Source organism: Actinomadura viridis, assembly GCF_015751755.1.
In the GTDB taxonomy this organism is placed as follows: domain Bacteria; phylum Actinomycetota; class Actinomycetes; order Streptosporangiales; family Streptosporangiaceae; genus Spirillospora; species Spirillospora viridis.
This window is the reverse complement of the sequence record NZ_JADOUA010000001.1, coordinates 2,960,011-2,983,081: the sequence shown is the minus strand read 5'-3', so window position 1 is coordinate 2,983,081 and position 23,071 is coordinate 2,960,011. Positions and strand designations below refer to the sequence as shown.

Genomic DNA, 23,071 nt, shown 5'->3' with positions numbered 1-23,071 from the left:
ATATTGACAGCATGGACGACGGAGTGAAGCTCGCCGAGGCGGCGGGCAGCCGGGACCCCGCGATCGGCCTGCGGGCCGTCCGCGCTCTGCGCGAGCTGGCCGAACGGCTGGAGGCCCTCCAGGTCGCGAGCGCGCGCGAGCGGGGCTGGTCCTGGCAGGAGATCGCGGTCTGCCTCGGCGTCAGCCGGCAGGCCGTCCACAAGAAGCACGGCGGCGGCGGCCGCATTCTCAAGAAGGAGCGGTGATGTTCGAGCGGTTCACCAAGGAGGCCCGCGGCGCGGTGATCGGGGCCCAGCAGGAGGCGCGCGCGCTGTCCTCCCGCACCATCGGCACCGAGCACCTCCTGCTCGCCCTGCTCGACGGCGAGGGCCCCGCGGCCGAGGCCCTGCGCGGCCAGGGACTGAGGGCCGGCCCGCTGCGCGCGACCGTCGCGCGCCGCTCGGGCACCGGCGACCTGGACGCCGACGCGCTCCGCACCCTCGGCATCGACCTGGACGCCGTGCGGCGGGCCGCCGAGGACAGCTTCGGCGAGGGCGCGCTCGACGCCCCGGCCGGCCGCTTCCGCAAGGGGCACATCCCGTTCACCGCCGAGTCCAAGAAGGCGCTGGAGCTGAGCCTTCGGCACGCCGTCCGGCTCAAGCACCAGCGGCTGGGCACCGGCCACATCCTGCTCGGCGTCCTCCACGACGGCGGCTCCGAGGCGGCACGGGTGCTCGGCGCGGAGGGCGTCGATCTCGCCTCCGTCCGCGCCGAGGTCACCCGCCTGCTCGAGGCCGAAGCCGCCTGACGCCCCGATCCGGTTCGCCCGCCGGGCCCCGCCATGGTTTCTTGGGAGCATGACAGCCCTGGCGGACGACCTCCGGCGCCTCATCCCCGCGGAACGCGTCGTCACCGACCCCGGCGTGGTCTCCGCGTACGCCCGCGACCAGGCGCTGTGGGCGCCGTACGGCACCGCGGCGGCACTGGTCCGCGCCGGGTCCGCCGAGGACGTGCGGGCGCTGGTGGAGTTCTGCGCCGCGCGGGGCGTGCCGATCGTCCCCCGCGGCGCCGGGACCGGGCTGTCGGGCGGGGCCAACGCGCTCGACGGATGCGTGCTGCTGTCCCTGGAGCGGATGGACCGGATCGTCGAGATCGACCCCGCCGAACGGCTCGCGGTGGTGCAGCCGGGCGTGGTCAACGACGACCTGCGCGCCGCCTGCGCCGGGCACGGCCTGTGGTACCCGCCCGACCCGGCCAGTTCCCCCTGGTCCACCATCGGCGGCAACGTGGCCACCGACGCCGGTGGCGTCTGCTGCGTGAAGTACGGCGTCACCCGCGACTACGTGCTGGCCGTCGAGGCGGTCGTCGGGCGCGGCGAGGCCGTCCGCCTCGGGCGCCGCACCGCCAAGGGCGTGGTCGGATACGACCTGTGCGGGCTGATGGTCGGCTCGGAGGGCACCCTCGGCGTCATCACCGAGATCACCGTGCGGCTGCGCGGCGCCCGCCCGCCCGAGCGCACCGTCGTCGGCGGCTTCGACGGCCTCCGCGCCGCGGGGGAGGCCGTCAGCGCCGTCACCGCCGCCGGGATCGTGCCCAGCGCCCTGGAGCTGATCGACCGCTACTGCCTGGAGGCGGTCGACCGGTGGAAGAACATGGGCCTGTCGGCCGACGCGGAGGTCCTCCTCCTCGGCCGTACCGACACCCCCGGGGAGACGGGCGAGGCCGAGGCCGAGGCGATGGCCGCCTGCTTCAAGGACGCGGGGGCCACCTGGAGCGCGCGCTCCACCGACCAGGCGGAGGCCGACGCCCTCTTCGCGGCACGGCGGCTGGCGTACCCGGCGCTGGAACGCCTCGGCCAGGTCCTCACCGAGGACGTCTGCGTCCCGCGCGCGCTCGTCCCGGAGATGCTCGCCCGGATCCAGCGCGCCGCCCGCGCCCACGACACCCACATCGCCAACATCGCCCACGCGGGCGACGGCAACCTGCACCCGCTGATCATCACGCGGCCCGGCGACGGCGCGGCCCGCGACCGCGCCCACCGCGCGTTCGACCAGATCATCGACGACGCCCTCGCGCTCGGCGGCACCGTCACCGGCGAGCACGGCGTGGGCCTGCTCAAGCGGCGCGGCCTGCACGCCGAGCTCGACCCGGCCGTGGTCGCCCTCCACCACGCCGTCAAGAACGCGCTGGACCCCGCCGGGATCTTCAATCCCGGCAAAGTCTTCGGGGACCCCGCGGCCTGACCGCATGACCGGCCCCTCCCCGGGTACGCCGAACCGGACTTCTACGGAGGAGGGACACCATGCGCGTCGTGGTCGTCGGCGCCACCGGCAACGTGGGCACCAGCACCGTACGGGCGCTGGCCGCCGACCCCGAGGTGACCTCGATCCTCGGCCTGGCCCGCCGCCGGCCGGAGCTGGAGGTCGACAAGACCGAGTGGGCGGAGGCCGACGTGCACGGCACCGACCTGGTCCCCCATTTCCGGGGCGCGGACGCGGTCGTCCACCTGGCCTGGCTGTTCCAGCCCACCCACTCCCCCCTGATCACCTGGCGGGTCAACGTCCTGGGCAGCGCCCGGGTCTTCCTGGCCGTCGCCGAGGCGGGCGTCCCGGCTTTGGTGTACGCCTCGTCCGTCGGGGCGTACTCGCCGGGCCCCAAGGACCGCCGGGTGGACGAGATGTGGCCGACCCACGGCTGGGCCGCCGCCGCCTACAGCCGGGAGAAGGCCTACGTGGAACGGCTGCTCGACGTGTTCGAGGCCGAGCATCCCCGGTGCCGGGTCGTGCGTTTCCGCCCGGGGTTCATCTTCAAGCGCGAGTCCGCCTCCGAGCAGCGCCGCCTGTTCGCCGGACCGTTCGTCCCGGGGTCGCTGGTCCGGCCGGGGCTGATCCCGTTCGTCCCCGACATCCCGGGGCTGCGCTTCCAGGCGCTGCACGCCGACGACGCCGGCGAGGCGTACCGGCTGGCGGTGACCCGGGAGGTGCGCGGGCCGTTCAACCTCGCGGCCGAACCGGTGATCGGCACCTCCGAGCTGGCCGGGCTGCTGGAGGCCAGGAAGGTCCCCGTGCCCGCGCGCGGCGTGCGCACCGCCCTCCGGGCGGCCTGGCGGCTGGGCCTGGTACCGGCCTCCCCGGACCTCCTCGACCTGGCCCTGCACATCCCCGTCATGGACACCGCCCGGGCCAGGACCGATCTCGGCTGGTCGCCCGCCCAGACGGCCATGGACGCTCTGAGCGAGTTCCTGATCGGGCTCCGTACCGGCGCGGGCATGGGCACCCCGCCGCTGGCACCGGGCACGGGCGGCCCGATGCGGCTGCGCGAACTGGTCACCGGCGTGGGCCGGCGCCCCTGACCCGCCTAGGGTTCGCCTTCCTTCTCCGCGCAGAACTCGCCTCTGCTCACATGCTCTTGAGGACCTCGTGCAGGACGGTGACGGTCGCGCCGGGCGGCTCGGCCCGCGCGCTCAAACGGTCCATCACCTGGCGGTAGTGGTAGATGTCGGCGGGCTTGTCCAGGCACAGCGAGCTGGTGAGCTGGTCGAGGAACACCACGTCGCCCAGCTCGGGCTCACCGAAACGCAGGAGGGTGATCGCCCCGCCGGCCGCCGCCCCGGTCGTGAACGGCATCACCTGCACGGTGATGTGCGGCAGCTCGGCCAGCTCCATCAGACGGGTCAGCTGCCGGCGCATGACGTCCCGGTCGCCCAGCCGGCGGCGCAGCGCGGCCTCGTCGACGACGACCCACAGGCGGGCCGGCTCGGGGCCGAGCAGCAGCTCCTGGCACCGCATCAGCAGCTCCAGGCGCCGTTCCAGAGCCACCCCGCCGTCGTCGAACGACAGCACCGCGCGGGCGTACTCCTCGGTCCGCAGCAGCGGCGGCACGAACTGCAGCTCGTACCCGCGGATCAGGCTGGACGCCTGCTCCAGCTCCAGCCGGGTCTCCTGCCAGCCCGGGATGACGTCGTTGTACTCGTGCACCCATCCGGTCTCGCGCGCCTGCCGCACCAGGTCCAGCAGCCCTTTGCGCTCGTCCTCGCCGGTGACGCCGTACAGGGTGAGGAGGTCCTCCACGTCCCGCGTCTTGAACCCGGTGCGCCCCAGCTCCAGGCGGCTGATCTTGGAGTGGGAGGCCCGGATCGCCTCCCCCGCCGCCTCGCGGGTGATCCCACGCGCCTCGCGCAGCCGGCGCAGGCGCCCGCCCAGCAACATCCGCGCCACCGTGGGCCCGGCCGAATCCGGACCACCCGCCGTTCGCCCTGTGCTCATGTCCATCCCGCGCGCCGCCGACCTCCCGAGAATCTCACAATGATCCCCGGCGCGCACACCCGTCACGCGCCCCGCCACTCTCCCACCGGCCCCACCAGAACCCCAACCCACAAAGGCGTTCCAGCGTCCGGGAGTCTGCGGCGGCGGTCAGCGAGCACGTTCAGGCGAGCACCCGGACCACCGGCACAGGGCACCGGGCCTCGGGACGGCCTCACGGCCGCTCAGTCGAACAGCTCCTTGGCCGAGGCGACACTCAGCGACCGCTCATGCCAGACCATCAGCTGCTCGAAATCCGCGCACCCGACGATGCGCTCCCGCACCTCATCGGGCACACACAGCCCACGCCCCCGCAACACCGCGAGGATCATCCGCGCAGCCGCCTCCGACCGCCCCTCCGCCTTGCCCTCCGCCTTGCCTTCGGCCTTGCCGTCGTCGAAGTACTTGCGGGCGAAGTCGCTCTGGTACTCGTATCCCTTGAGCGTCAACTGCTCCTCCAGATAGCGCCGGGCCACTTCGGGAAGGGCCGCGTTCACGAGGTCCGGCGGTCAGCGAGCACGCTCAGGCGAGCACCCGGACCACCGGCACAGGGCACCGGGCCTCGGGACGGCCTCACGGCCGCTCAGTCGAACAGCTCCTTGGCCGAGGCGACACTCAGCGACCGCTCATGCCAGACCATGAGCTGCTCGAAATCCGCGCACCCGACGATGCGCTCCCGCACCTCATCGGGCACACACAGCCCACGCCCCCGCAACACCGCGAGGATCATCCGCGCAGCCGCCTCCGACCGCCCCTCCGCCTTGCCCTCTGCCTTGCCTTCGGCTTTGCCCTCTGCCTTGCCGTCGTCGAAGTACTTGCGGGCGAAGTCGCTCTGGTACTCGTATCCCTTGAGCGTCAACTGCTCCTCCAGATAGCGCCGGGCCACTTCGGGAAGGGCCGCGTTCACGAGGTCATGGTATCTCGCACGGTGATCGTCATCGAGCACAGGGTAAGCACTGGGCAGTGCCGACAGCACCTTTCTACCGTCCGGGCCGGCGCCGTGCACGAGCGCCGACAGCACGGCCAGCTCGGGGTTGGCCGCGGCCTGGGCACCGTCGGTCACGTGGGGGACGTTGCCCGGCCCCACCACGAGCGGTGTGAGCGTCATGCCCGGATGCCCGCAGTCGATCGGACGGCCGCACCACCGCGCCGTCGCGGTGTCAGGACAGATCACCAGCAGGATGACCGTGCATTTCAGCCTGGCGCGCAGTCCCATGAGGTAGGCGGGCCAGCTGAAGTGCTTGTCCGGGTCGTTGCCGAGTTGCACCTCGACGATGACCGCGAAGACCCTGCCGTCCGCCCGGAACTCGATGACGGCGTCGGCCCGCAGCTCGGCCAGCCGGTCGTCGGTGATGTTCTCCGACCTGAGACGGGCCTCGCGGAAGGCGGGCAGGGGCAGCCCGAGGGGACCGTCCAGTATCTCGGCGGCGAGTACGGGACGCTGCCGGAACAATTCGGAAACGGTTTCATGCTTTGCACTCGGCATGAGAAAGGACGATAACCACATGGCCGTTCGAGTGGAGTCAGAACGGCGAGATGAGGAAATTGATCGGTTATTTCGAAATGGGTGATTCACCGGTTGTCGGGCTTTGTGCGGTGCAATGTCAGTGAGGGGTTGACCTCAAGAACGGTTGAGGTTGGAGACTCGGGGGTGAGGAGGTTTCACCATGTCGATCCAGCTCGATCACATCATCGTCCCGGCCAGGGACAAGAAGGCGTCCGCCGAGTTCCTCGCGCGGATCCTCGGCCTGGAGGCGGGGGCGCAGCAGGGGCCGTTCGTCCCGGTGCGGACCGGGAACGGGGTGACGCTCGACTTCATGGACTCCGACGACGTCCGGTGGCAGCACTGCGCCTTCCTGGTGCCGGAGGAGGAGTTCGACGGGATCTTCGCCAGGATCAAGGAGTCGGGCGCCCGCTACCACGCCAACCCGGACGGGAGCGGGGCCGGCGAGATCAACACGCGGGACGGCGGGCGCGGCGTGTACTTCGAGGACCCCAGCGGCCACGCGATGGAGGTGCTCACCGTTCCGTACGGGGGGTGGCCCAGCGGGTGAAGAAGGCGATCTGGTCCGTCAGGACGGCCTCGCGGATGGCGGGGTCGTTGTAGAAGCCGAAGTGCGTCCCGGGATAGCGCCGCAGTTCGCCGTCCGGGGCGCGCTCGGCCAGGGCCCGGGTCTTCTCCTCGGGGGTCTCGTGGTCATCGGCGGCGATGCAGACGAGGAGAGGGGCGCGCAGGCGCTCGGCGGCGTCGCCGGGGCGGTAGCGCATCATCCGGAGGAAGGCCCGGGGGGCGATGCTGTTGCGCCAGAGGGTCTGCCCGTCGCCGCTGAGCGTGCGGATGTGCCGTTCGGCCTCCGCGGTGGCGGTGACGGCCAGTTCGCCGGGGGCGCCGATCATGGGGATGTAGTACGGGCTCAGCCCGAGCCTCCCCCGGGCCGCGTCCCAGAGGATGGCGGCCTGGAGCCTCAGGGTCGCCCAGGCCGAGCGGCCCTCGACCTTGCGCGGGAATCCGTTGAACGGGATCTGGGCCACCACCGCCGGGACGCGGGGATCGTCCGCCGCGACGACGATGGCGTGGGCGCCGCCGAGCGAGTTGCCCCACAGGAGGACGCGGCCGGGGTCGATCTCCTCGCGGGCGCGGGCGAAGGCGATCGCCGCGCGCACGTCCTGCCGCTGCCCGTCGATGTCGACCAGTTGGCGCGGCTCGCCACCGCTCTCGCCGAAGTTGCGGTAGTCGAACACCAGGGCCGCCATCCCGGCGGCGGCGAACGCCTCCGCGTGCGGGACGAGCCTGTCCATGGTGCCGCTGAACCCGTGGCACAGGACGACGCAGGGCACCGGGCCCGGACGGCCGGGCGGCAGGTGGAGGCGTCCCCGGAGCCGGACGGCGCCCGACTCGAAGGACACCGCTGTCGATTCGGGCATACCCGCCCCCTTCACTGACCGGAGGTCAGGAGACTAGCAGAGTATTAGACTCGCGGTAAGTGCACTCGGGAGGGCCATGAACGAGACCGCCACCCCGCGCAGGATCCTCGACGCCGCGAGCACCCTGTTCGCCGAGCGCGGCTTCCGCGGGACCTCCATGCAGGCGATCGCGCGGGAGGTCGGCATCACCAAGGCCGCCCTCTACTACCACTTCGAGTCCAAGGACGACATCCTGCGCCACCTCACGCTGCCCCTGCTGGACGAGCTGGAGGCGGCGCTCGCCGAGGCGGAGGCCCAGGACGACCCCGAGACGGTGCGGCGGCGGGCGATCGAGGGGTACGTGGACGTGAGCCTGCGGCACCGGCGGACGCTGGTCATGCTCATCCGGGACATGACGCTGCTCGTCCAGGCGCCGGTGGCCGATCGGTTCAAGGCCGTCCTCCTGCTGGCGGGCGACCTGGTGTGCGGCCCCGACGGAGGGCTGGAGCAGCGGGTGCGGGCGGCCCAGGTGGTCGCCGCCCTCGGCGATCCCATCATCGCCTTTCGCGACGTCCCCGCCGCACGGCTCAGGCGGCTCGTCCTGGACGGGGCGTGGGCCCTGCTGAACGCGCCGCCGGAGGGCGGGGAGCCGGCGCGGGGACGGCCCCGGGGACGCGCGGGCGGGCGGCCCGCGGCGTTGAGCGAGGCGGAGGCCGCCCAGGCCCGGGAGCTGTACGCGGCCGGGCGGAGGGCCGACGAGATCGCCGCGCGGTTCGGCGTCTCCCGGGCCACGGTCTACCGCTGTCTCAAAACCTAGTTCTGAGAATTTGGTTTCGAGAATCGTGGCGGCGTACGCTCGGATCATGGCCGACGGATGTGGCCCGGCGAACGGGGACGACCTCTGGGAGCGCGCCGACGAGCTGGAGGCGCGGGGCGACCGTGAGGCCGCCCGGTCGCTGTACCTCGAGGCCATGGCCGAGGGGGTGACCGGGGCCGGGGTCGAGTACGGGGACGCGCTGCTGCGCTGGGGCGAGGATCCGGCCGAGGCGGAGCGGCTGTTCCGCGCCTCCATGGCCTCGGGCGAGGACTGGAACGGCGACGAGCGGCTCGCCGAGCTGCTCCGCTCGACCGGCCGCGTCGACGAGGCCGAGGAGGTGCTGCGGTCCGGGCTGGCCCGGGGGCACACCTACCTCGCGAGGCTGCTGGGGCACGTGCTGAGCGACGACCGCTCCGGGTGCCGGGCGGAGGCCGAGTCCTGGTACCGCACCGCCCTGGGCGAGGGCGACCCGTACGCCGCCAACGACCTGGCGGCCTTCCTCAGCGACGATCCCGAGCGCCGGGACGAGGCGCGCGGCCTGCTCGTCCAGGCGTACCTGGCCGGGGACGACCTGGCGGCGGGCAACCTCGGGACCATGGCGTGGGAGGACGGCGACCTTGCCGAGGGCCGCCGCTGGCTGCGGATCGCCGCGGAAGAGGGGCAGCACGAGAAGCTGCTGTCGCTGGCGGAGCTGGAGGACGAGGCCGGGGACGACGCGGCCTGCGCGACGTACCTCCGGCGGGCCATCGGGCACGGCGTCGCCGGGGCGCACACCGCCTACGCCCGCTACCTGGTCGACCGGGACGAGGAGCCGTCCGTGGTGGAGGCGGCCCTCCAGGTGGCCGTGGACGCCGCCGATGAGGAGGCCGACTTCGCGTACGCGGCCTGGCTGGAGGAGCGCGAACGCCTGCCGGAGGCGCTGGGCCGCTACCGCCGCGCGGCCGAGGACGGCGACCGGGACGCCTACCTGCCGATGGCGCGCGTCCTGTCGAGCCTGGGCCGCGAGGACGAGGCCGAACGGTACCTGCGCGCGGGGCTGGAGGGCGGCGATCCGTCGTGCGCGGTCGCCTACGCCAGGTTCCTCGCCGGGCACGGCCGGCACGCGGAGATCCCGGCGCTGGCCGAACGCGCCGCCGAGCTGGACGCCGCCGAGGAGGAGATCGCGGAGATCCGGGCGCTGGCGGTCAGCTGAGCGGGGTCACGCCGAAGCGGCGCAGCCGCAGGGCCGGGTTCTTCTCGCGGACCTCGGCGAGGCGGCCCGGGGAGATCTCGCCGGCGGCGGTGCCGGTGCCCTCGCCCAGGGACGCCACGACCACGCCCATCGGGTCGATGATCATGCTGTTGCCGGCCCCGGCGGGCGCGCACTGGTCGGCGGCGGCGACGTAGATCGTGTTCTCGATGGCGCGGGCCCGGACCAGGGTGCGCCAGTGGTCCTCCTTGAGCGGGCCGGGCACCCACTGGGCGGGCAGCGCGACCGCGTCCGCGCCGGCGTCCACCAGCAGGCGGGTCATCTCCGGGAACCGCACGTCGTAGCAGGTCTGCATGCCGAACGTGACGCCCTCGACGTCGAAGGTCTGCGGCGGCCCGAGGTCGCCCGGCCGGACCAGGTCCGACTCCTTGTAGCCGAACGCGTCGTACAGGTGCACCTTGCCGTAGCGGGCGGCGAGGGCGCCGGACGGGTCCAGGGCGACGAGAGTGTTGGCGATCCGGCCCGGCTCGTCCAGGCTCTCGGCGACACCGGCGACGACGTGCGCGCCGTGGCGGGCGGCCAGCTCGCCGAGCCCGCGGACGAACGGGCCGTCCAGCGGCTCGGCCGCGGCCACGTACCGCTCGTCCAGCCGGGACGCGGCGAACATCGCGAACTCGGGCAGCACGACCAGCCGGGCGCCGCGGCCCGCGGCCTCCGCGACCAGGGCGCCGGCGGCGGCCAGGTTGGCGTCCTTGTCCTCACCCGCGGGGAACTGCGCGACGGCGACCCGCACCATGCCGACCTCCTCGTCTCCTCGGAGGCGTGCACGCCCCCGGCCTCATGATCCCAGAGGCCGCCGCCGGGGTCACAGCCGGTCGACGGCGGTGACCTTGACGACCGCCTCGCCCGCCTCGTCCGAGCCGGCCAGGTCCACCTCGGCGGTGATCCCCCAGTCGTGGTCGCCGGCCGGGTCGTCGAAGACCTGCCGGACCCGCCAGAGGGCGTCCTCGGGGACCTCCTCGATCTGCAGCAGCTTGGGGCCGCGGGCGTCCGGGCCGGTGAAGAGGTCGTCGTGCTCCTCCCAGTAGCCCTCCATGGCCTCCCGCCAGCCGTCCGCGCCCAGCTCGGGGTCCAGCTCGCCCAGCTCGGCGTAGCGCTCCAGAGCGGCCAGCTCGACCCGGCGGAACAGCGCGTTGCGCACCAGCACCCGGAACGCGCGGGCGTTCGCGGTGACCCGGGTGACCCGTTCCTCGATCACCTCGGTGGGGTCGTCGCCCGGATGGGCCAGCTGCTCCCACTCGTCCAGCAGGCTGGAGTCGACCTGGCGGACCAGCTCGCCCAGCCACTCGATCAGGTCGATCAGGTCGTCGGTCTTGATCGATTCCGGGACGGTCTGCTGCAGCGCCTTGTAGGCCCCCGACAGGTAGCGCAGCACCAGGCCCTCGCCCCGCGCCAGCTCGTAGTGGGCGATGTACTCGGTGAAGGTCATCGCCCGCTCGTACATGTCGCGGACCACCGACTTGGGCCGCAGCGGGTGGTCGCCCACCCACGGGTGGCCCGCGCGGTAGATCTCGTAGGCGGCCTCCAGCTCCTCCTCCAGCGGCTTGGGGTGGTCGACGTCCTGGAGCAGCTCCATCCGCTCCTCGTACTCGATCCCCTCGGCCTTCATCTCCTGGACTGCCTCGCCGCGCGCCTTGTTGAGCTGGGCCGCCAGGATCTGCCGCGGGTCGTCCAGCGTCGCCTCGATCACCGACAGCACGTCCAGCGCGTACGACGGCGAGCCGGGGTCCAGCACCTCGAAGGCGGCCAGGGCGAACGTGGACAGCGGCTGGTTGAGCGCGAAGTCCTCCTGCAGGTCCACCGTGATCCGGGCGTACCGCCCCTGCTCGTCCGGCTCCTCCAGGGTCTCCACCACGCCGCCGGCCAGCAGCGACCGGTAGATCGCGATGGCCCGGGAGATGTGCCGGCGCCGCGCGGCGGGGTCCTCGTGGTTGTCGGTGAGCAGCCGTTTCATCGCCTGGTACGCGTTGCCGGGACGGGCGATCACCGACAGCAGCATCGCGTGGCTGACCTCGAACCGGGAGCGGAGCATCTCCGGTTCGGCGTCCTGGAGCTTGCGGAAGGTGTCCTCGTCCCAGCCCACGAAACCCTCCGGGGGCTTCTTGCGCTGGACCTTGCGCCGCTTCTTGGGGTCGTCGCCGGCCTTGGCCAGCGCCTTCTCGTTCTCCACGACGTGCTCGGGGGCCTGGGCGACCACGAACCCCACGGTGTCGAAGCCCGCCCGGCCGGCGCGGCCGGCGATCTGGTGGAACTCGCGGGCCCGCAGCCGCCGCACCCGGTGCCCGTCGTACTTGCTCAGCGCGGTGAACACCACGGTGCGGATCGGCACGTTCACCCCGACGCCCAGGGTGTCGGTGCCGCAGATGACCTTGAGCAGCCCGGCCTGCGCCAGCCGTTCCACCAGCCGCCGGTACTTGGGCAGCATCCCGGCGTGGTGGACGCCGATGCCGTGCCGGACGAAGCGCGACAGGTTGCGGCCGAACCTGGTGGTGAAGCGGAAGCCGCCGATCAGCTCGGCGATCTTCGCCTTCTCCTCCTTGCTGCACACGTTGATGCTCATCAGGGCCTGCGCCCGTTCGATCGCCGCGGCCTGGGTGAAGTGCACCAGGTAGATCGGCGCCTTCCGTTCGGCCAGCAGTTCCTCGATGGTCTCGTGCAGCGGCGTGACCCGGTAGTCGTAGATGAGCGGCACGGGCCGTTCGGCGGAGGTGACCAGCGCCGTCGGCCGCCCGGTCCGCCGGGTCAGGTCCTTCTGGAAGAACGTGACGTCGCCCAGGGTGGCCGACATCAGCAGGAACTGGGTCTGCGGCAGCTCCAGCAGCGGGACCTGCCAGGCCCAGCCGCGTTCGGGCTCGGCGTAGAAGTGGAACTCGTCCATCACCACCACGCCGATGTCGGCGTCGGCGCCGTCCCGCAGGGCGATGTTGGCCAGCACCTCGGCGGTGCAGCAGATGATCGGGGCGTCGGCGTTGACGCTGGCGTCGCCGGTCATCATCCCGACGTTCTCGCGGCCGAACATCTCGCACAGGTCGAAGAACTTCTCCGACACCAGCGCCTTGATCGGCGCGGTGTAGAACCCGACCTGGTCGCGGCTCAGCCCGGCGAACAGCGCCCCCGCCGCGACCAGGCTCTTGCCCGACCCGGTCGGGGTGGACAGGATCACGTTGGCGCCGGACACCACCTCGATGAGCGCCTCCTCCTGCGCCGGGTACAGCGTGATGCCGCGCCCGGACACCCATCGCTCGAACGCCTCGAACAGCGAGTCGGGGTCGGCGTCTGCGGCGGAGGGAAGCTGATCGATGAGGTTCACCCCTCCATCCTGCCCCCGTTCGCCCACTGGATGGTCCGGACACGGCCCCCCGGAGCGGGGCCGCGCCGGGCGGCCGCGCGCGGCCGGTTGAGGTCAGGCGCGCGGCGGGCACCGGGACGCCCGTCATCATGTTGATCATCAGTGCCGGTCAGCGGTGTGTCCGGCCGTGGGGAGGGAGCGTCATGGGCGATGCGCGGCGGCCGGCCCTCCGGGGCCGGACCACGGCCCGGAGGGCGCTCGGCGACTTCGAGAAGATCGCGGACTGGGTGGAGGAGCTCGGGAAGGACCTCCCCCGCCGGACCGATGCGGAGCTGGGCGCCCTCACCGGCGCCTACCGCGAGCGGCTCGCGGCCGGCGAGCCGCGGCACGAGGTGCTCATGGAGGCGTTCGCGACGGCGCGGGAGGCGGCGCGGCGGGCGCTGGGGACCCGGCCGCACCGGGGGCTGCTCCTGGCCGGCCTCGCGATGGCCTTCGAGAACGTCGCGGACCTCGGCCCGGAGGAGGACGGGGCCCTCGCCTGCCTGTTCCCCGCCTACCTGGCCGCGCTGGAGGGGCTGCGGCCCCATCTCGTCACGGTCGACGACGAGCGCGCGGAGCGGGACGCGACGTGGACGGGACCGGTCCACCGGATGCTCGGGCTGCGGGTCGGCCTGCTGCGGCCGGGCCTGGACCACGCCGGGCGGCGGTCGGCGCACCGGGCCGACGTCGTCTATGGCGGCGTGCAGGAGCTCGGGTACGCCCGGCTCCGTGACGACCTGGGCTCCCTCGGGGCGGAGAGCGTCGACGCCGCCCGGGCCGTCGCCATCGTGAACGGCATCGGCACGCTGCTCGTCGACGGCTTCGACACGGCGATGTTCATCGCCGGCCCGGACGAGGAGGTGCTGGAGTGGAACGCCAGGGAACGGGCGCTCGCGGCGCAGATCGCCGCCCTGCTGGACGAGGGCGACCACGCGGCCGGCCCGCACGGCCCCAGGCTGCTCAGGCCGGGGATCCGCAAGGTCAGGGAACGGCTGGGCGGGGACGCGCTCGACCCGGAGGCCGACGCCGTCCTGCTGGCGCACCTCCACTCCTTCCTGCAACCGGACCCGCCGCCGGTGCCCGCGGGCACCGACGGGACGCCGGTGATCGACCGGATCACCGTCGGCGGCTTCCTGCGCGGGTACGAGGCGCTGTCGGGCGTCTCGGCGGGCGCCGCGGCTCAGGAGGCCCTCTACCGGCGCGTCTACGCCCTCCCGGTCGTCGCGGTCCCGCCCCTCCACCCGGCGGACGGCCCATCCGGGTCCGACTCGTCCGAGTACGGCCCGTCCGAGTACGGCCCGTCCGGGTCAGGAGTCCCGGACGCGGACGAGTTCGAACGCCGTGCGCGGCACCGCTTCGTCCTCGACGAGCAGCGCCGCGCGCTCTTCGACCGCGTCGACCGCGTCGACTCCCTCGTCCGGGCCCCCGGTGAACCGGAACGGGAAGGGGCACGGCCGGAGGAGATCACCGAGATGATCGGCGAGATCGTCGACGATCATGTGGCGCGCCTCCCGGCCGCGGCCGGGCACGCGGAGCTGGAGGCGTCGCTCACCGCTCTCGGGCGCGTCTGCCCGATCTCCGTCACCGCCGGCGACCTGGCCAGGCGAGGCGGCCGCCCGCTCTCCGGGCGACGCCTCGCCGCCCGGCTCCGCGCCGAGGCGCTGGCCGCCTACGACCGGCGCGAGCGCGACCTCGGGAGCGTGGTGACGCGGGACCTGGAGAGGCACGTGCTGCGGGCCGTCACGCAACGCTGGTGGCGGCGGCATCTGGCCCAAGCGCTCTGCCTGCCGGCGGCCCTGGCCCTGCTCGGGTTCGACGAGGCCACGTCCATGCGGCTCGAGGAGGAGCACGCCGAGGAGCTGTACCACCGGATGCTCGGGCCGCTGGCGGAGGAGGCCATCGGCCACCTCTTCAACCTGGAGGTCGACACCGGCTGATCACGGCGGACGGCGCGTCAGGCGGGGGTCTCGGAACGGTCACCGCCCCAGAGGGTGTGGAACGACCCGTCGCGGTCCGTACGGCGGTAGGTGTGGGCGCCGAAGAAGTCCCGCTGGCCTTGAGTGAGGGCTGCGGGCAGGCGTTCGGCGCGCAGCGAGTCGTAGTAGGACAGGGCCGTGGAGAAGCCCGGGGCGGGGATGCCCAGGCGGGCGGCGGTGGCCACCACCTCGCGCCAGGCGTCCTGGGCGCCGCCGAGGGCCTCGGCGAAGTGGTCGTCGGTCAGCAGGGTCGGGGTCCGCGGGTCGGCCTCGTAGGCGGCGCGGATGCGGTCGAGGAAGCGAGCGCGGATGATGCAGCCGCCGCGCCAGATGGTGGCCATCGCGCCCGGGTCGATGTCCCAGCCGTACTCGGCGCTGCCCGCCTGGATCTGGTGGAAGCCCTGCGCGTACGCGACGATCTTGGAGGCGTAGAGGGCCTTCTCCACGGCGTCGGCGAAGCCGGACTCCTTCACCCGGGACCGGGCGGGGCCGGGCAGCCCCTGGGCGGCCTCGCGCAGCGCGGCGTGTCCCGACACCGACCGGGCGAACACGGCCTCGGCGATGCCGCCGACCGGGACGCCCAGGTCCAGGGCGGTCTGCACGGTCCAGCGGCCGGTGCCCTTCTGCTCGGCCTGGTCCAGGACGACGTCCACGAACGGGCGGCCGGTGGCGGCGTCGGTGTGCGCCAGGACCTCGGCGGTGATCTCGATGAGGTAGGACTCCAGCCGGCCGGTGTTCCAGGTGCGGAACACCTCGGCGATCTCGGCCGGGGACAGCCCGGCGGCGTGGCGCAGCAGGTCGTAGGACTCGGCGATCAGCTGCATGTCGGCGTACTCGATGCCGTTGTGCACCATCTTCACGAAGTGCCCGGCGCCGTCGGGGCCGACGTGCACGCAGCAGGGGGTGCCGTCGACGTCGGCGGCGATGTCCTCCAGGAGCGGGCCGAGGGCCTCGTACGACTCCGCCGAGCCGCCCGGCATGATGCTGGGGCCGTGCAGGGCGCCCTCCTCACCGCCGGAGATCCCGGCGCCGACGAAGTGCAGCCCCCGCTCGCGGAGCGCGGCCTCGCGGCGGCGCGTGTCGGCGAAGTGCGCGTTCCCGCCGTCGACGATCATGTCGCCGGGCTCCAGCAGCGGCGCGAACTCCTCGATGACCGCGTCGGTGGGCGCGCCCGCCTTCACCATGATCACCAGCCGCCGGGGGCGTTCCAGGGACGCCACGAAGTCCTCGGGCCGTTCGGCGGGCACGAAGACGCCCTCGTCCCCGAACTCCCGGACCAGCGCCTCGGTCCGGGACGGGGTGCGGTTGTGCACCGCGACGGCATGGCCGTGCCGGGCGAGGTTGCGGGCCAGGTTACGGCCCATGACGGCAAGCCCGGTGACGCCGATGCGCGCCTCGTCCATTGACTCTCTCCTCATGTTTTCGCGCCTACCCTCGTCGTAGAGGGGGGAACGCCTCCCGTTCGGGCAACCCGCCGGGGCATGGGCTTGTTCCGGGTGGGAAAGGGCCGGACCGTGAACGACTCATGGCGTTCCGCCGGAAGGGGAGCGATGCTGGGACTGCCGGAAGAGGCCGCGGCCTGCCTGTTCGACCTGGACGGGGTGCTGACCCGTACCGCCGCGGTGCACGCGGCGGCGTGGAAGGAGATGTTCGACGCGTTCCTGCGGGAGCGGGCGGAACGGACGGGGGAGCCGTTCGTGCCGTTCGACCCCGTGAAGGACTACGGCGCCTACGTGGACGGCAAGCGGCGCGAGGACGGCACGCGCTCGTTCCTGGAGTCGCGGGGCATCGCCCTGCCGGACGGGACGCCCGGCGACCCGCCGGAGGCCGAGACCGTCCACGGGCTGGGCCGGCGCAAGAACGCGCTGGTGCTGAAGTTCATCGAGGAACGCGGCGTGGAGACCTTCGAGGGCTCGATCGACTACGTGCGGCGCGCCCGCGCGGCGGGCCTGAAGACCGCCGTGGTGTCCTCCAGCGCCAACACCCTGCAGGTGCTGAAGTCGGTGGGCATCACCGACCTGTTCGACGCGCGGATCGACGGGGTCGTCGCCGCCGAACGCGGCCTGCCGGGCAAGCCGGCGCCGGACACCTTCGTCGCGGGGGCGCGGGAGGTCGGCGTGGAGCCGGCGCGGGCGGTGGTCTTCGAGGACGCCCTGGCGGGCGTGGAGGCGGGCCGCGCCGGCGGCTTCGCCTACGTGGTGGGCGTCAACCGGGTGGACGGCGAGCACGCCGCCGCGCTGGCCGAGCACGGCGCGGATGTGGTCGTGGACGACCTGTCCGAACTGCTGGAGGAGAAGCGGTGACCGATCACGAAGGCAGGGGCGCCTCCGACCGGCCGGTGTACGCGGTCGAGCCGTGGTGCGTGCGGGAGCCGGAGCTGCGGCTGGACCGGCTGGCCCAGGGCGAGTCGGTGTTCGCCCTGTCCAACGGGCATCTGGGCCTGCGCGGCAACCTCGACGAGGGGGAGCCGCACGGGCTCCCCGGCAGCTACCTCAACTCCTTCTTCGAGCAGCGCCCCCTGCCGTACGCGGAGGCCGGGTACGGCTACCCCGAGTCCGGGCAGACGGTCATCAACGTCACCAACGGCAAGCTGATCCGGCTGCTGGTGGACGACGAGCCGTTCGACGTCCGCTACGGGCGGCTGCACGAGCACGAGCGGGTGCTGGACCTGCGCGCGGGCACGCTGACCCGGCGGGTGGAGTGGACGTCCCCGGCCGGGTGCCGGGTCCGGATCAGCTCGGTCCGGCTGGTCTCGCTGACCCAGCGGGCGGTGGCGGCGATCCGCTACGAGGTCGAGCCGGTGGACCGGCCGCTGCGGGTGGTGGCGCAGTCGGAGCTGGTGGCCAACGAGTCGCTGCCCGATCTCGGCGACGACCCGCGGGTGGCCGCCGCGCTGGAGTCCCCGCTGGTCGGCGAGGAGCACGTGCACAACGGCACCAAGGTCATCCTGGTGCACCGGACGCGCCGGAGCGGGCTGCGGATGGCCGCCGGGATGTCGCACGAGATCGACGGGCCCGGCCGGACGGCGGTGGACGCCGAGAGCTCCCCCGACGTGGGCCGCATGACCGTGGCCACCGAGCTGGAGCCGGGGCAGCGGCTGCGGATCGTCAAGTACCTGGCGTACGGGTGGTCCTCCCAGCGGTCCCGGCCCGCGCTGCACGACCAGGTGGTGGCGGCGCTGGCCGCGGCCCGGCACACCGGCTGGGAGGGGCTGCTCGAACAGCAGCGCGAGTACCTGGACGACTTCTGGCGCGGCGCGGACGTGGAGGTCGACGGCGACGCCGAGGTGCAGCAGGCCGTCCGGTTCGGGCTGTTCCACATCCTGCAGGCCGGCGCCCGCGCCGAGCGCCGGATGATCCCCGCCAAGGGGCTGACCGGGCCCGGCTACGACGGGCACACCTTCTGGGACACCGAGACGTTCGTCCTGCCGGTGCTGACCTACACCCATCCCGACTCCGCGGCCGACGCGCTCGCCTGGCGGCACATGACCCTGCCCATGGCCCGGGAGCGCGCGCACCAGCTCGGGCTGGCGGGCGCGGCGTTCCCCTGGCGGACGATCCGCGGCCAGGAGTGCTCGGGCTACTGGCCGGCGGGGACGGCGGCGTTCCACATCAACGCCGACATCGCCGACGCGGTGGTGCGGTACGTGGACGCCACCCGGGACGAGCGGTTCGAGTGCGAGGTCGGCCTGCCGCTGCTGGTGGAGACCGCGCGGCTGTGGCGCGACCTCGGCCACCACGACGTCGAGGGCGTCTTCCGCATCGACGGGGTCACCGGCCCCGACGAGTACAGCGCGGTCGTGGACAACAACGTCTACACCAACCTCATGGCGCGCCGTAACCTCCAGGAGGCGGCGGCGATGGCGATGCGCCACCCCGACCTGGCCGAACGGCTCGGCGTGAGCACCGAGGAGGCGGCCTCCTGGCGGAACGCGGCGGCGGCCATGCTCGTCCCCTACGACCAGCGGCTGCGCGTGCATCCCCAGAGCGAGGGCTTCACCAACCACTCCAAGTGGGACTTCGCGGCGACCAAGCCCGACCACTACCCGCTGCTGCTGAACTACCCCTACTTCGACCTCTACCGCAAGCAGGTGATCAAGCAGGCGGACCTGGTGCTGGCGATGCACCTGTGCGGTGAGGCGTTCACCCCGGACCAGAAGCGGCGCAACTTCGACTACTACGAGGGGCTGACCGTACGGGACTCCTCGCTGTCGGCGCAGACCCAGGCCGTGATGGCGGCGGAGGTGGGGCAGCTGGACCTGGCCCACGACTACCTGGGCGAGACCGCGCTGATGGACCTGCACGACCTGGCCCGCAACACCCGGGACGGGCTGCACATCGCCTCGATGGCCGGGGCGTGGAGCGGGCTGGTCGCCGGGTTCGGCGGGATGCGGGCCGCGGACGGGTGCCTGGCGTTCGCGCCCCGGCTGCCCGGCGGGATCAGCCGCCTGGCGTTCCGGCTCCGCTACCGGCACAACCGGATACGCGTGACGGTGCGGGCGGAGAACGCCGTGTACGAGCTCATGGAGGGGCCCGGGATCAAGATCCGCCATCACGGGGACGAGTTCACCCTCGGCGACGAGCCCGCCGAGCGTCCGATCCCCGCGCTGACGGCGCTGCCCCGGCCCGCCCAGCCGCCGGGCCGCGAGCCGGTGCCCCGGCGGACCGACCCGCACCTGCGGGAGACCGAGGGCCCGCCCGGCGCCGACAGCCTGTCGTCACCGGGCTGAGGGACGCGCCGGCCGGGACGCGGTGGTCCCGTCCGGCGCGTCCCGCCCGGCGGCGCGGGCCCGGCTCAGCCGTCGCCGGGCATGACGCAGAGGTCGGCGTCGGCGGGCGCAGGGGCGCAGGGGTCGGCGTCGGCAGGGGCGCAGGGGTCGGCGTCGGCAGGGGCGCAGGGGTCGGCGTCGGCAGGGGCGCAGGGGTCGGCGTCGGCAGGGGCGCAGGGGTCGGCGTCGGCGTCCGAAGGGGCGCCGGGGTCGGTCTCCGCCAAAGGGCGCTTGATGGTCTTGGCGGGGACGCGTTCCTGGGCGACCACCGGCTTCTTCTCGCCGCACTCCACCATGAGACGGCGCGGGCCGGGGCCCTCGTCGCCGAGCCGGTCGTAGGGGTTGGCGAGCGCGCAGCTGCGGATGGACAGGCAGCCGCAGCCGATGCAGTCGGTGAGATCGTCGCGGAGCCGTTCCAGCTGGGAGATGCGCGCGTCCAGGTCCTCGCGCCAGTTCTCCGAGAGCCGGGCCCAGTCGTCCACCGTGGGGGTCCGTCCCTCGGGGAGGGTGGCCAGCGCGGCCTTGATGTCGCTGAGCGGGATGCCGACCCGCTGCGAGATCTTGATGAACGAGACCCGGCGCAGCGTGTCGCGGCTGAAACGCCGCTGGTTGCCGGGCGTACGGCGGCTGCTGATCAGGCCCTTGGACTCGTAGAAGTGCAGCGCGGAGACCGCGACCCCGCTGCGTTCGGCGAGCTGGCCCACGGTCAGCTCGTGCACCCTGTGCTCCAGCCGTGTCATGCGCCCACCCTAACCCGCCCCGGCGTCCGCTCTGAATATTGGTTGAGGTTCGCCGGAGGAGGGCCTATCGTCCGGCGCCATGCGCCTCTACTCCGGCCCGGCCGACCTGCGTGCCATGCAGTCCCTCACCCAGCGGCTGGACCCCCGGACCAGCCGCTGGCATATCGGCGAGCTGACCTGGTACCGCCACCAGCACCTCGACCGCGACCGGTCGCTGCCCACCGCGCTGTGGGAGAGCGGCGGTGAAGTCCTCGCCTGGGCGTGGGCGGATCCGTCCGGTTCGCTCGACCTGCAGCTCGACCCGGACCGCCCGGAGCTGGCCGAGGAGGTCCTGGCCTGGTTCGAGGAGGTCGCCGAGGGGGACGCCCGGACCGTCACCGTGCTGGACGCCGAGACCGACCTGATCGCGACGCTGCGGCGGCACGGCTACCGGGAGCGGACCGGCGCCCCGTTCTTCATCCACCTGCGCCGCGACCTGGACGGGCTGCCCGAGCCCCGGGTCCCCGGCGGCTACACGCTGCGGCCCGTGCGCGGCCCGGGCGATGCCGCCGCCAGGGCGGCCGTGCACCGGGCCGCGTTCTCCCGGCCGGACGCGCCGTCCCGGGTCACCGGCGCCGCCTACGAGCGGATGATGGGTGTGTGGCCGTACCGGGCCGGGCTCGACTGGCTGGTCGAGGCGCCCGGCGGCATGCCCGCCGCGTTCTGCCTGGTCTGGCTGGACGAGCACAACCGCGAGGCCGTCCTGGAGCCGGTGGGCACCGACCCCGGCCACCGGCGGCGCGGGCTGGCGAGCGCCGCCGTCCTCGGCGCCCTGCGCGCGGCCCGGGACCTGGGCGCCGAGACGGCGCGGGTCGCGGCGCGCGGTGACGACGACCACCCCTCCGCCCGCGCCACGTACCGCTCGGTGGGCTTCCGGCGCTCGGCGCGCAACCTGGTCTTCGTCCGGCCCTGACCGCCGGGAGGAAGAGAGCGGGCCGTGCCCCTCGGGGGCGCGGCCCGCTCCCGTCACCGGCTCGTCACCGGGCTCCGGTCAGCGGCTCAGTGGCCCAGGCGGTTGACCAGCGCCTTGTACTCGTCCCACAGCTCCTTGGGCAGGTGGTCGCCGAAGGTCTCGAAGTGCTCGGGCACCAGGGACGCCTCGTGCTTCCAGACCTCGGTGTCGACCGACAGCAGGGTGTCCAGGTCGGCGGGGTCGATCTCCAGCCCGTCGGTGTCGAGGGCGGCGGCGGTCGGCAGGTGGCCGATCGGGGTCTTGACCGCGTCCGCCCGGCCGTTGAGGCGCTCCACGATCCACTTGAGCACGCGGCTGTTCTCGCCGAAGCCGGGCCAGATGAACTTGCCGTCGGCGTTCTTGCGGAACCAGTTGACGTAGTAGATGCGGGGCAGCTTCTCGGCGTCGGTGGACCGGCCGATCTTCAGCCAGTGGCCGAAGTAGTCGCCCATGTTGTAGCCGCAGAACGGCAGCATGGCGAACGGGTCGCGGCGCAGCTCACCGACCTTGCCCTCGGCCGCGGCGGTCTTCTCCGAGGCCACGTTGGCCCCCAGGAAGACGCCCTGCTGCCAGTCGAAGGACTCGGTGACCAGCGGCACCGCGCTGGCCCGCCGGCCGCCGAACAGGATCGCCGAGATCGGCACGCCCTTGGGGTCCTCCCACTCGGGCGCGATGATCGGGCACTGCCCGGCCGGGGTGGTGAAGCGGGCGTTGGGGTGGGCGGCCGGGGTCGGCGACTCCGGCGTCCAGTCGTTGCCCTTCCAGTCGGTCAGGTGCGCCGGGGGCTCCTCGGTCAGGCCCTCCCACCAGATGTCGCCGTCGTCGGTGAGCGCGACGTTGGTGAAGATGCTGTTGCCCCACAGCGTCTTGACCGCGTTGGCGTTGGTGCCCTCGCCGGTGCCCGGCGCGACGCCGAAGAACCCGGCCTCGGGGTTGATCGCGTAGAGGCGGCCGTCCTCGCCGAACCGCATCCAGGCGATGTCGTCGCCGATCGTCTCGACCTTCCAGCCGGGGATGGTCGGCTGCAGCATGGCCAGGTTGGTCTTGCCGCAGGCGGACGGGAACGCGGCGGCGACGTAGCGGGTCTCCCCGGTGGGCGGGGTGAGCTTGAGGATGAGCATGTGCTCGGCCATCCAGCCCTCGTCACGGGCCATGGTCGAGGCGATGCGCAGCGCGTAGCACTTCTTGCCCAGCAGCGCGTTGCCGCCGTAGCCCGACCCGTAGGACCAGATCTCCCGGGTCTCGGGGAAGTGCGAGATGTACTTGGTGGAGTTGCACGGCCACGGCACGTCGGCCTGGCCGGGCTCCAGCGGCGCGCCGACCGAGTGCACGGCCTTGACGAACGTGCCGCGCTCCTCGATGAGCCGCAGCGCCTCGCTGCCCATCCGGGTCATGATCCTCATCGACACCGCCACGTAGGGCGAGTCGGTGATCTCCACGCCCAGCTGGGAGATGTTGCCGCCCAGCGGCCCCATGCAGAACGGCACCACGTACATGGTGCGGCCCTTCATGCAGCCCTTGAAGAGCTCGCCGAACGTCGCCCGCATCTCGTCGGGCGCGATCCAGTTGTTGGTCGGACCGGCGTCCTCCTCCTTTTCGGAGCAGATGAAGGTCCGGTCCTCCACTCGCGCGACGTCACTGGGATCGGACGCGGCGTAGAAGCTGTTGGGTCGTTTCTCCGGATTGAGCCGTTTGAACGTGCCCTGCTCCACCAGGAGCCCGGTGAGGCGCTCCCATTCGGATTCCGAGCCGTCGCACCATTCGATGCGGTCGGGACGGGTCAGCTCGGCGATCCCGCGGACCCAGTCAATCAGCGCGGTGTGACTGGTGGGGGCCTGATCGAGACCGAGGCCCGACGACGCAGTGACCTGGTTGGACACGGGCAACTCCTTCAACTGTTCGCAGGATCTTTGCATCATGAACAAAAGCGAACGTCTTTGCCATTTGGTCTGGACCAATCGAGACGGCTTTTGGGCACCCCGGTCGGTTTCTGTGACTGATATCACCAGCTCTGGCCT

19 protein-coding genes and 1 pseudogene are annotated in these 23,071 nt (G+C 72.9%); 11 read left to right on the top strand and 9 right to left on the bottom strand.

Translation table 11 applies throughout. From position 1 onward, the window contains the following. The first annotated feature begins 11 nt into the window (after window positions 1–11). From IW256_RS13380 to IW256_RS13365, 4 genes are read left to right on the top strand one after another with little or no spacing between them, the layout of a single operon-like run. Complete coding sequence (locus tag IW256_RS13380) at window positions 12–245, top strand: helix-turn-helix domain-containing protein (protein WP_197011269.1); 234 nt, start codon at window positions 12–14, stop codon at window positions 243–245. Beyond that, complete coding sequence (locus tag IW256_RS13375) at window positions 245–787, top strand: Clp protease N-terminal domain-containing protein (RefSeq protein ID WP_197011268.1); 543 nt, start codon at window positions 245–247, stop codon at window positions 785–787. Before IW256_RS13380 ends, IW256_RS13375 begins: the two co-directional genes overlap by 1 nt. Before the next feature lie 49 nt (window positions 788–836). Beyond that, window positions 837–2,222, top strand: coding sequence for an FAD-binding oxidoreductase (locus tag IW256_RS13370; RefSeq protein ID WP_197011267.1), 1,386 nt, complete (start codon window positions 837–839; stop codon window positions 2,220–2,222). A gap of 59 nt (window positions 2,223–2,281) precedes the next feature. Continuing rightward, window positions 2,282–3,331, top strand: coding sequence for an NAD-dependent epimerase/dehydratase family protein (locus IW256_RS13365; protein WP_197011266.1), 1,050 nt, complete (start codon window positions 2,282–2,284; stop codon window positions 3,329–3,331). A gap of 46 nt (window positions 3,332–3,377) precedes the next feature. Here the strand turns inward: IW256_RS13365 and IW256_RS13360 are convergent, their stop codons facing one another. The 3 genes from IW256_RS13360 to IW256_RS13350 all read right to left on the bottom strand — a co-directional run bounded on the left by IW256_RS13360 (window position 3,378) and on the right by IW256_RS13350 (window position 5,766). Further along, entirely contained in the window at window positions 3,378–4,187 is an 810-nt protein-coding gene (locus IW256_RS13360; protein WP_231403765.1) for a helix-turn-helix domain-containing protein, read from the bottom strand. Window positions 4,188–4,465: 278 nt separating this feature from the next. Further along, on the bottom strand, window positions 4,466–4,777 hold the full coding sequence (locus tag IW256_RS13355) for a hypothetical protein (protein WP_307828880.1): 312 nt from the start codon (window positions 4,775–4,777) through the stop codon (window positions 4,466–4,468). An 86-nt stretch (window positions 4,778–4,863) separates the two neighbouring features. Beyond that, a complete protein-coding gene (locus IW256_RS13350) occupies window positions 4,864–5,766 on the bottom strand; it encodes an RpnC/YadD family protein (protein WP_197011264.1) in 903 nt (300 codons plus the stop codon). Between the two features lie 181 nt (window positions 5,767–5,947). Here IW256_RS13350 and IW256_RS13345 point away from each other — a divergent pair, with 181 nt between their 5' ends. Further along, window positions 5,948–6,334 (top strand): VOC family protein, encoded by a 387-nt coding sequence (locus tag IW256_RS13345; RefSeq protein WP_197011263.1) that lies wholly within the window; start codon window positions 5,948–5,950, stop codon window positions 6,332–6,334. On the opposite strand, the gene IW256_RS13340 is transcribed toward IW256_RS13345, so the two are convergent. After that, on the bottom strand, window positions 6,300–7,205 hold the full coding sequence (locus tag IW256_RS13340) for an alpha/beta hydrolase (protein WP_197011262.1): 906 nt from the start codon (window positions 7,203–7,205) through the stop codon (window positions 6,300–6,302). The two genes, IW256_RS13345 and IW256_RS13340, sit on opposite strands and share 35 nt — an antisense overlap. A gap of 76 nt (window positions 7,206–7,281) precedes the next feature. Here IW256_RS13340 and IW256_RS13335 point away from each other — a divergent pair, with 76 nt between their 5' ends. Together IW256_RS13335 and IW256_RS13330 are read left to right on the top strand one after the other, a co-directional pair. Beyond that, on the top strand, window positions 7,282–8,001 hold the full coding sequence (locus tag IW256_RS13335; RefSeq protein WP_197011261.1) for a TetR family transcriptional regulator: 720 nt from the start codon (window positions 7,282–7,284) through the stop codon (window positions 7,999–8,001). Between the two features lie 46 nt (window positions 8,002–8,047). Continuing rightward, window positions 8,048–9,193: a tetratricopeptide repeat protein gene (locus IW256_RS13330; RefSeq protein WP_197011260.1), complete on the top strand. Its 1,146-nt coding sequence runs from the start codon at window positions 8,048–8,050 to the stop codon at window positions 9,191–9,193. Here the strand turns inward: IW256_RS13330 and IW256_RS13325 are convergent. Then, the gene (locus tag IW256_RS13325; RefSeq protein ID WP_197011259.1) at window positions 9,186–9,986 is read right to left on the bottom strand and encodes a carbon-nitrogen hydrolase family protein; all 801 of its coding nucleotides are present in this window, start codon (window positions 9,984–9,986) and stop codon (window positions 9,186–9,188) included. The genes IW256_RS13330 and IW256_RS13325 overlap by 8 nt on opposite strands. Window positions 9,987–10,055: 69 nt before the next feature. Further along, complete coding sequence (locus IW256_RS13320; protein ID WP_197011258.1) at window positions 10,056–12,560, bottom strand: DEAD/DEAH box helicase; 2,505 nt, start codon at window positions 12,558–12,560, stop codon at window positions 10,056–10,058. 182 nt (window positions 12,561–12,742) lie between these two features. Here IW256_RS13320 and IW256_RS13315 point away from each other — a divergent pair, with 182 nt between their 5' ends. Next, the gene (locus IW256_RS13315; protein WP_197011257.1) at window positions 12,743–14,515 is read left to right on the top strand and encodes a hypothetical protein; all 1,773 of its coding nucleotides are present in this window, start codon (window positions 12,743–12,745) and stop codon (window positions 14,513–14,515) included. Window positions 14,516–14,532: 17 nt separating this feature from the next. Here IW256_RS13315 and gndA read toward each other — a convergent pair whose 3' ends face one another. Continuing rightward, the gene (gndA, locus tag IW256_RS13310; RefSeq protein ID WP_197011256.1) at window positions 14,533–15,957 is read right to left on the bottom strand and encodes an NADP-dependent phosphogluconate dehydrogenase; all 1,425 of its coding nucleotides are present in this window, start codon (window positions 15,955–15,957) and stop codon (window positions 14,533–14,535) included. A gap of 147 nt (window positions 15,958–16,104) precedes the next feature. Between gndA and IW256_RS13305 the strand changes: the two genes are divergently transcribed. Further along, window positions 16,105–16,857: a beta-phosphoglucomutase family hydrolase gene (locus IW256_RS13305; protein ID WP_197011255.1), complete on the top strand. Its 753-nt coding sequence runs from the start codon at window positions 16,105–16,107 to the stop codon at window positions 16,855–16,857. Next, complete coding sequence (locus tag IW256_RS13300) at window positions 16,854–19,283, top strand: glycoside hydrolase family 65 protein (RefSeq protein ID WP_197011254.1); 2,430 nt, start codon at window positions 16,854–16,856, stop codon at window positions 19,281–19,283. The genes IW256_RS13305 and IW256_RS13300 overlap by 4 nt, the downstream gene beginning before the upstream one ends. Before the next feature lie 329 nt (window positions 19,284–19,612). On the opposite strand, the pseudogene soxR reads toward IW256_RS13300, so the two are convergent. Further along, window positions 19,613–20,062 (bottom strand): annotated as a pseudogene (soxR, locus tag IW256_RS13295) (redox-sensitive transcriptional activator SoxR); the annotation flags it as partial. Window positions 20,063–20,141: 79 nt separating this feature from the next. Between soxR and IW256_RS13290 the strand changes: the two are divergent. Continuing rightward, window positions 20,142–21,014, top strand: a complete 873-nt coding sequence (locus IW256_RS13290; protein WP_197011253.1) for a GNAT family N-acetyltransferase — start codon at window positions 20,142–20,144, stop codon at window positions 21,012–21,014. A gap of 86 nt (window positions 21,015–21,100) precedes the next feature. Here the strand turns inward: IW256_RS13290 and IW256_RS13285 are convergent, their stop codons facing one another. Beyond that, entirely contained in the window at window positions 21,101–22,933 is a 1,833-nt protein-coding gene (locus IW256_RS13285; RefSeq protein ID WP_197011252.1) for a phosphoenolpyruvate carboxykinase (GTP), read from the bottom strand. Window positions 22,934–23,071: the final 138 nt, after the last annotated feature.

Excerpts from the sequence above, each read along its gene's own strand:
- IW256_RS13380 (WP_197011269.1), top strand. The coding sequence starts at position 12 with ATGGACGACGGAGTGAAGCTCGCCGAGGCGGCGGGCAGCCGGGACCCC.
- IW256_RS13375 (WP_197011268.1), top strand. The coding sequence starts at position 245 with ATGTTCGAGCGGTTCACCAAGGAGGCCCGCGGCGCGGTGATCGGGGCC.
- IW256_RS13370 (WP_197011267.1), top strand. The coding sequence starts at position 837 with ATGACAGCCCTGGCGGACGACCTCCGGCGCCTCATCCCCGCGGAACGC.
- IW256_RS13365 (WP_197011266.1), top strand. The coding sequence starts at position 2,282 with ATGCGCGTCGTGGTCGTCGGCGCCACCGGCAACGTGGGCACCAGCACC.
- IW256_RS13360 (WP_231403765.1), bottom strand. The coding sequence starts at position 4,187 with ATGTTGCTGGGCGGGCGCCTGCGCCGGCTGCGCGAGGCGCGTGGGATC.
- IW256_RS13350 (WP_197011264.1), bottom strand. The coding sequence starts at position 5,766 with ATGCCGAGTGCAAAGCATGAAACCGTTTCCGAATTGTTCCGGCAGCGT.
- IW256_RS13345 (WP_197011263.1), top strand. The coding sequence starts at position 5,948 with ATGTCGATCCAGCTCGATCACATCATCGTCCCGGCCAGGGACAAGAAG.
- IW256_RS13340 (WP_197011262.1), bottom strand. The coding sequence starts at position 7,205 with ATGCCCGAATCGACAGCGGTGTCCTTCGAGTCGGGCGCCGTCCGGCTC.
- IW256_RS13335 (WP_197011261.1), top strand. The coding sequence starts at position 7,282 with ATGAACGAGACCGCCACCCCGCGCAGGATCCTCGACGCCGCGAGCACC.
- IW256_RS13330 (WP_197011260.1), top strand. The coding sequence starts at position 8,048 with ATGGCCGACGGATGTGGCCCGGCGAACGGGGACGACCTCTGGGAGCGC.
- IW256_RS13325 (WP_197011259.1), bottom strand. The coding sequence starts at position 9,986 with ATGGTGCGGGTCGCCGTCGCGCAGTTCCCCGCGGGTGAGGACAAGGAC.
- IW256_RS13315 (WP_197011257.1), top strand. The coding sequence starts at position 12,743 with ATGGGCGATGCGCGGCGGCCGGCCCTCCGGGGCCGGACCACGGCCCGG.
- gndA (WP_197011256.1), bottom strand. The coding sequence starts at position 15,957 with ATGGACGAGGCGCGCATCGGCGTCACCGGGCTTGCCGTCATGGGCCGT.
- IW256_RS13305 (WP_197011255.1), top strand. The coding sequence starts at position 16,105 with ATGCTGGGACTGCCGGAAGAGGCCGCGGCCTGCCTGTTCGACCTGGAC.
- IW256_RS13290 (WP_197011253.1), top strand. The coding sequence starts at position 20,142 with ATGCGCCTCTACTCCGGCCCGGCCGACCTGCGTGCCATGCAGTCCCTC.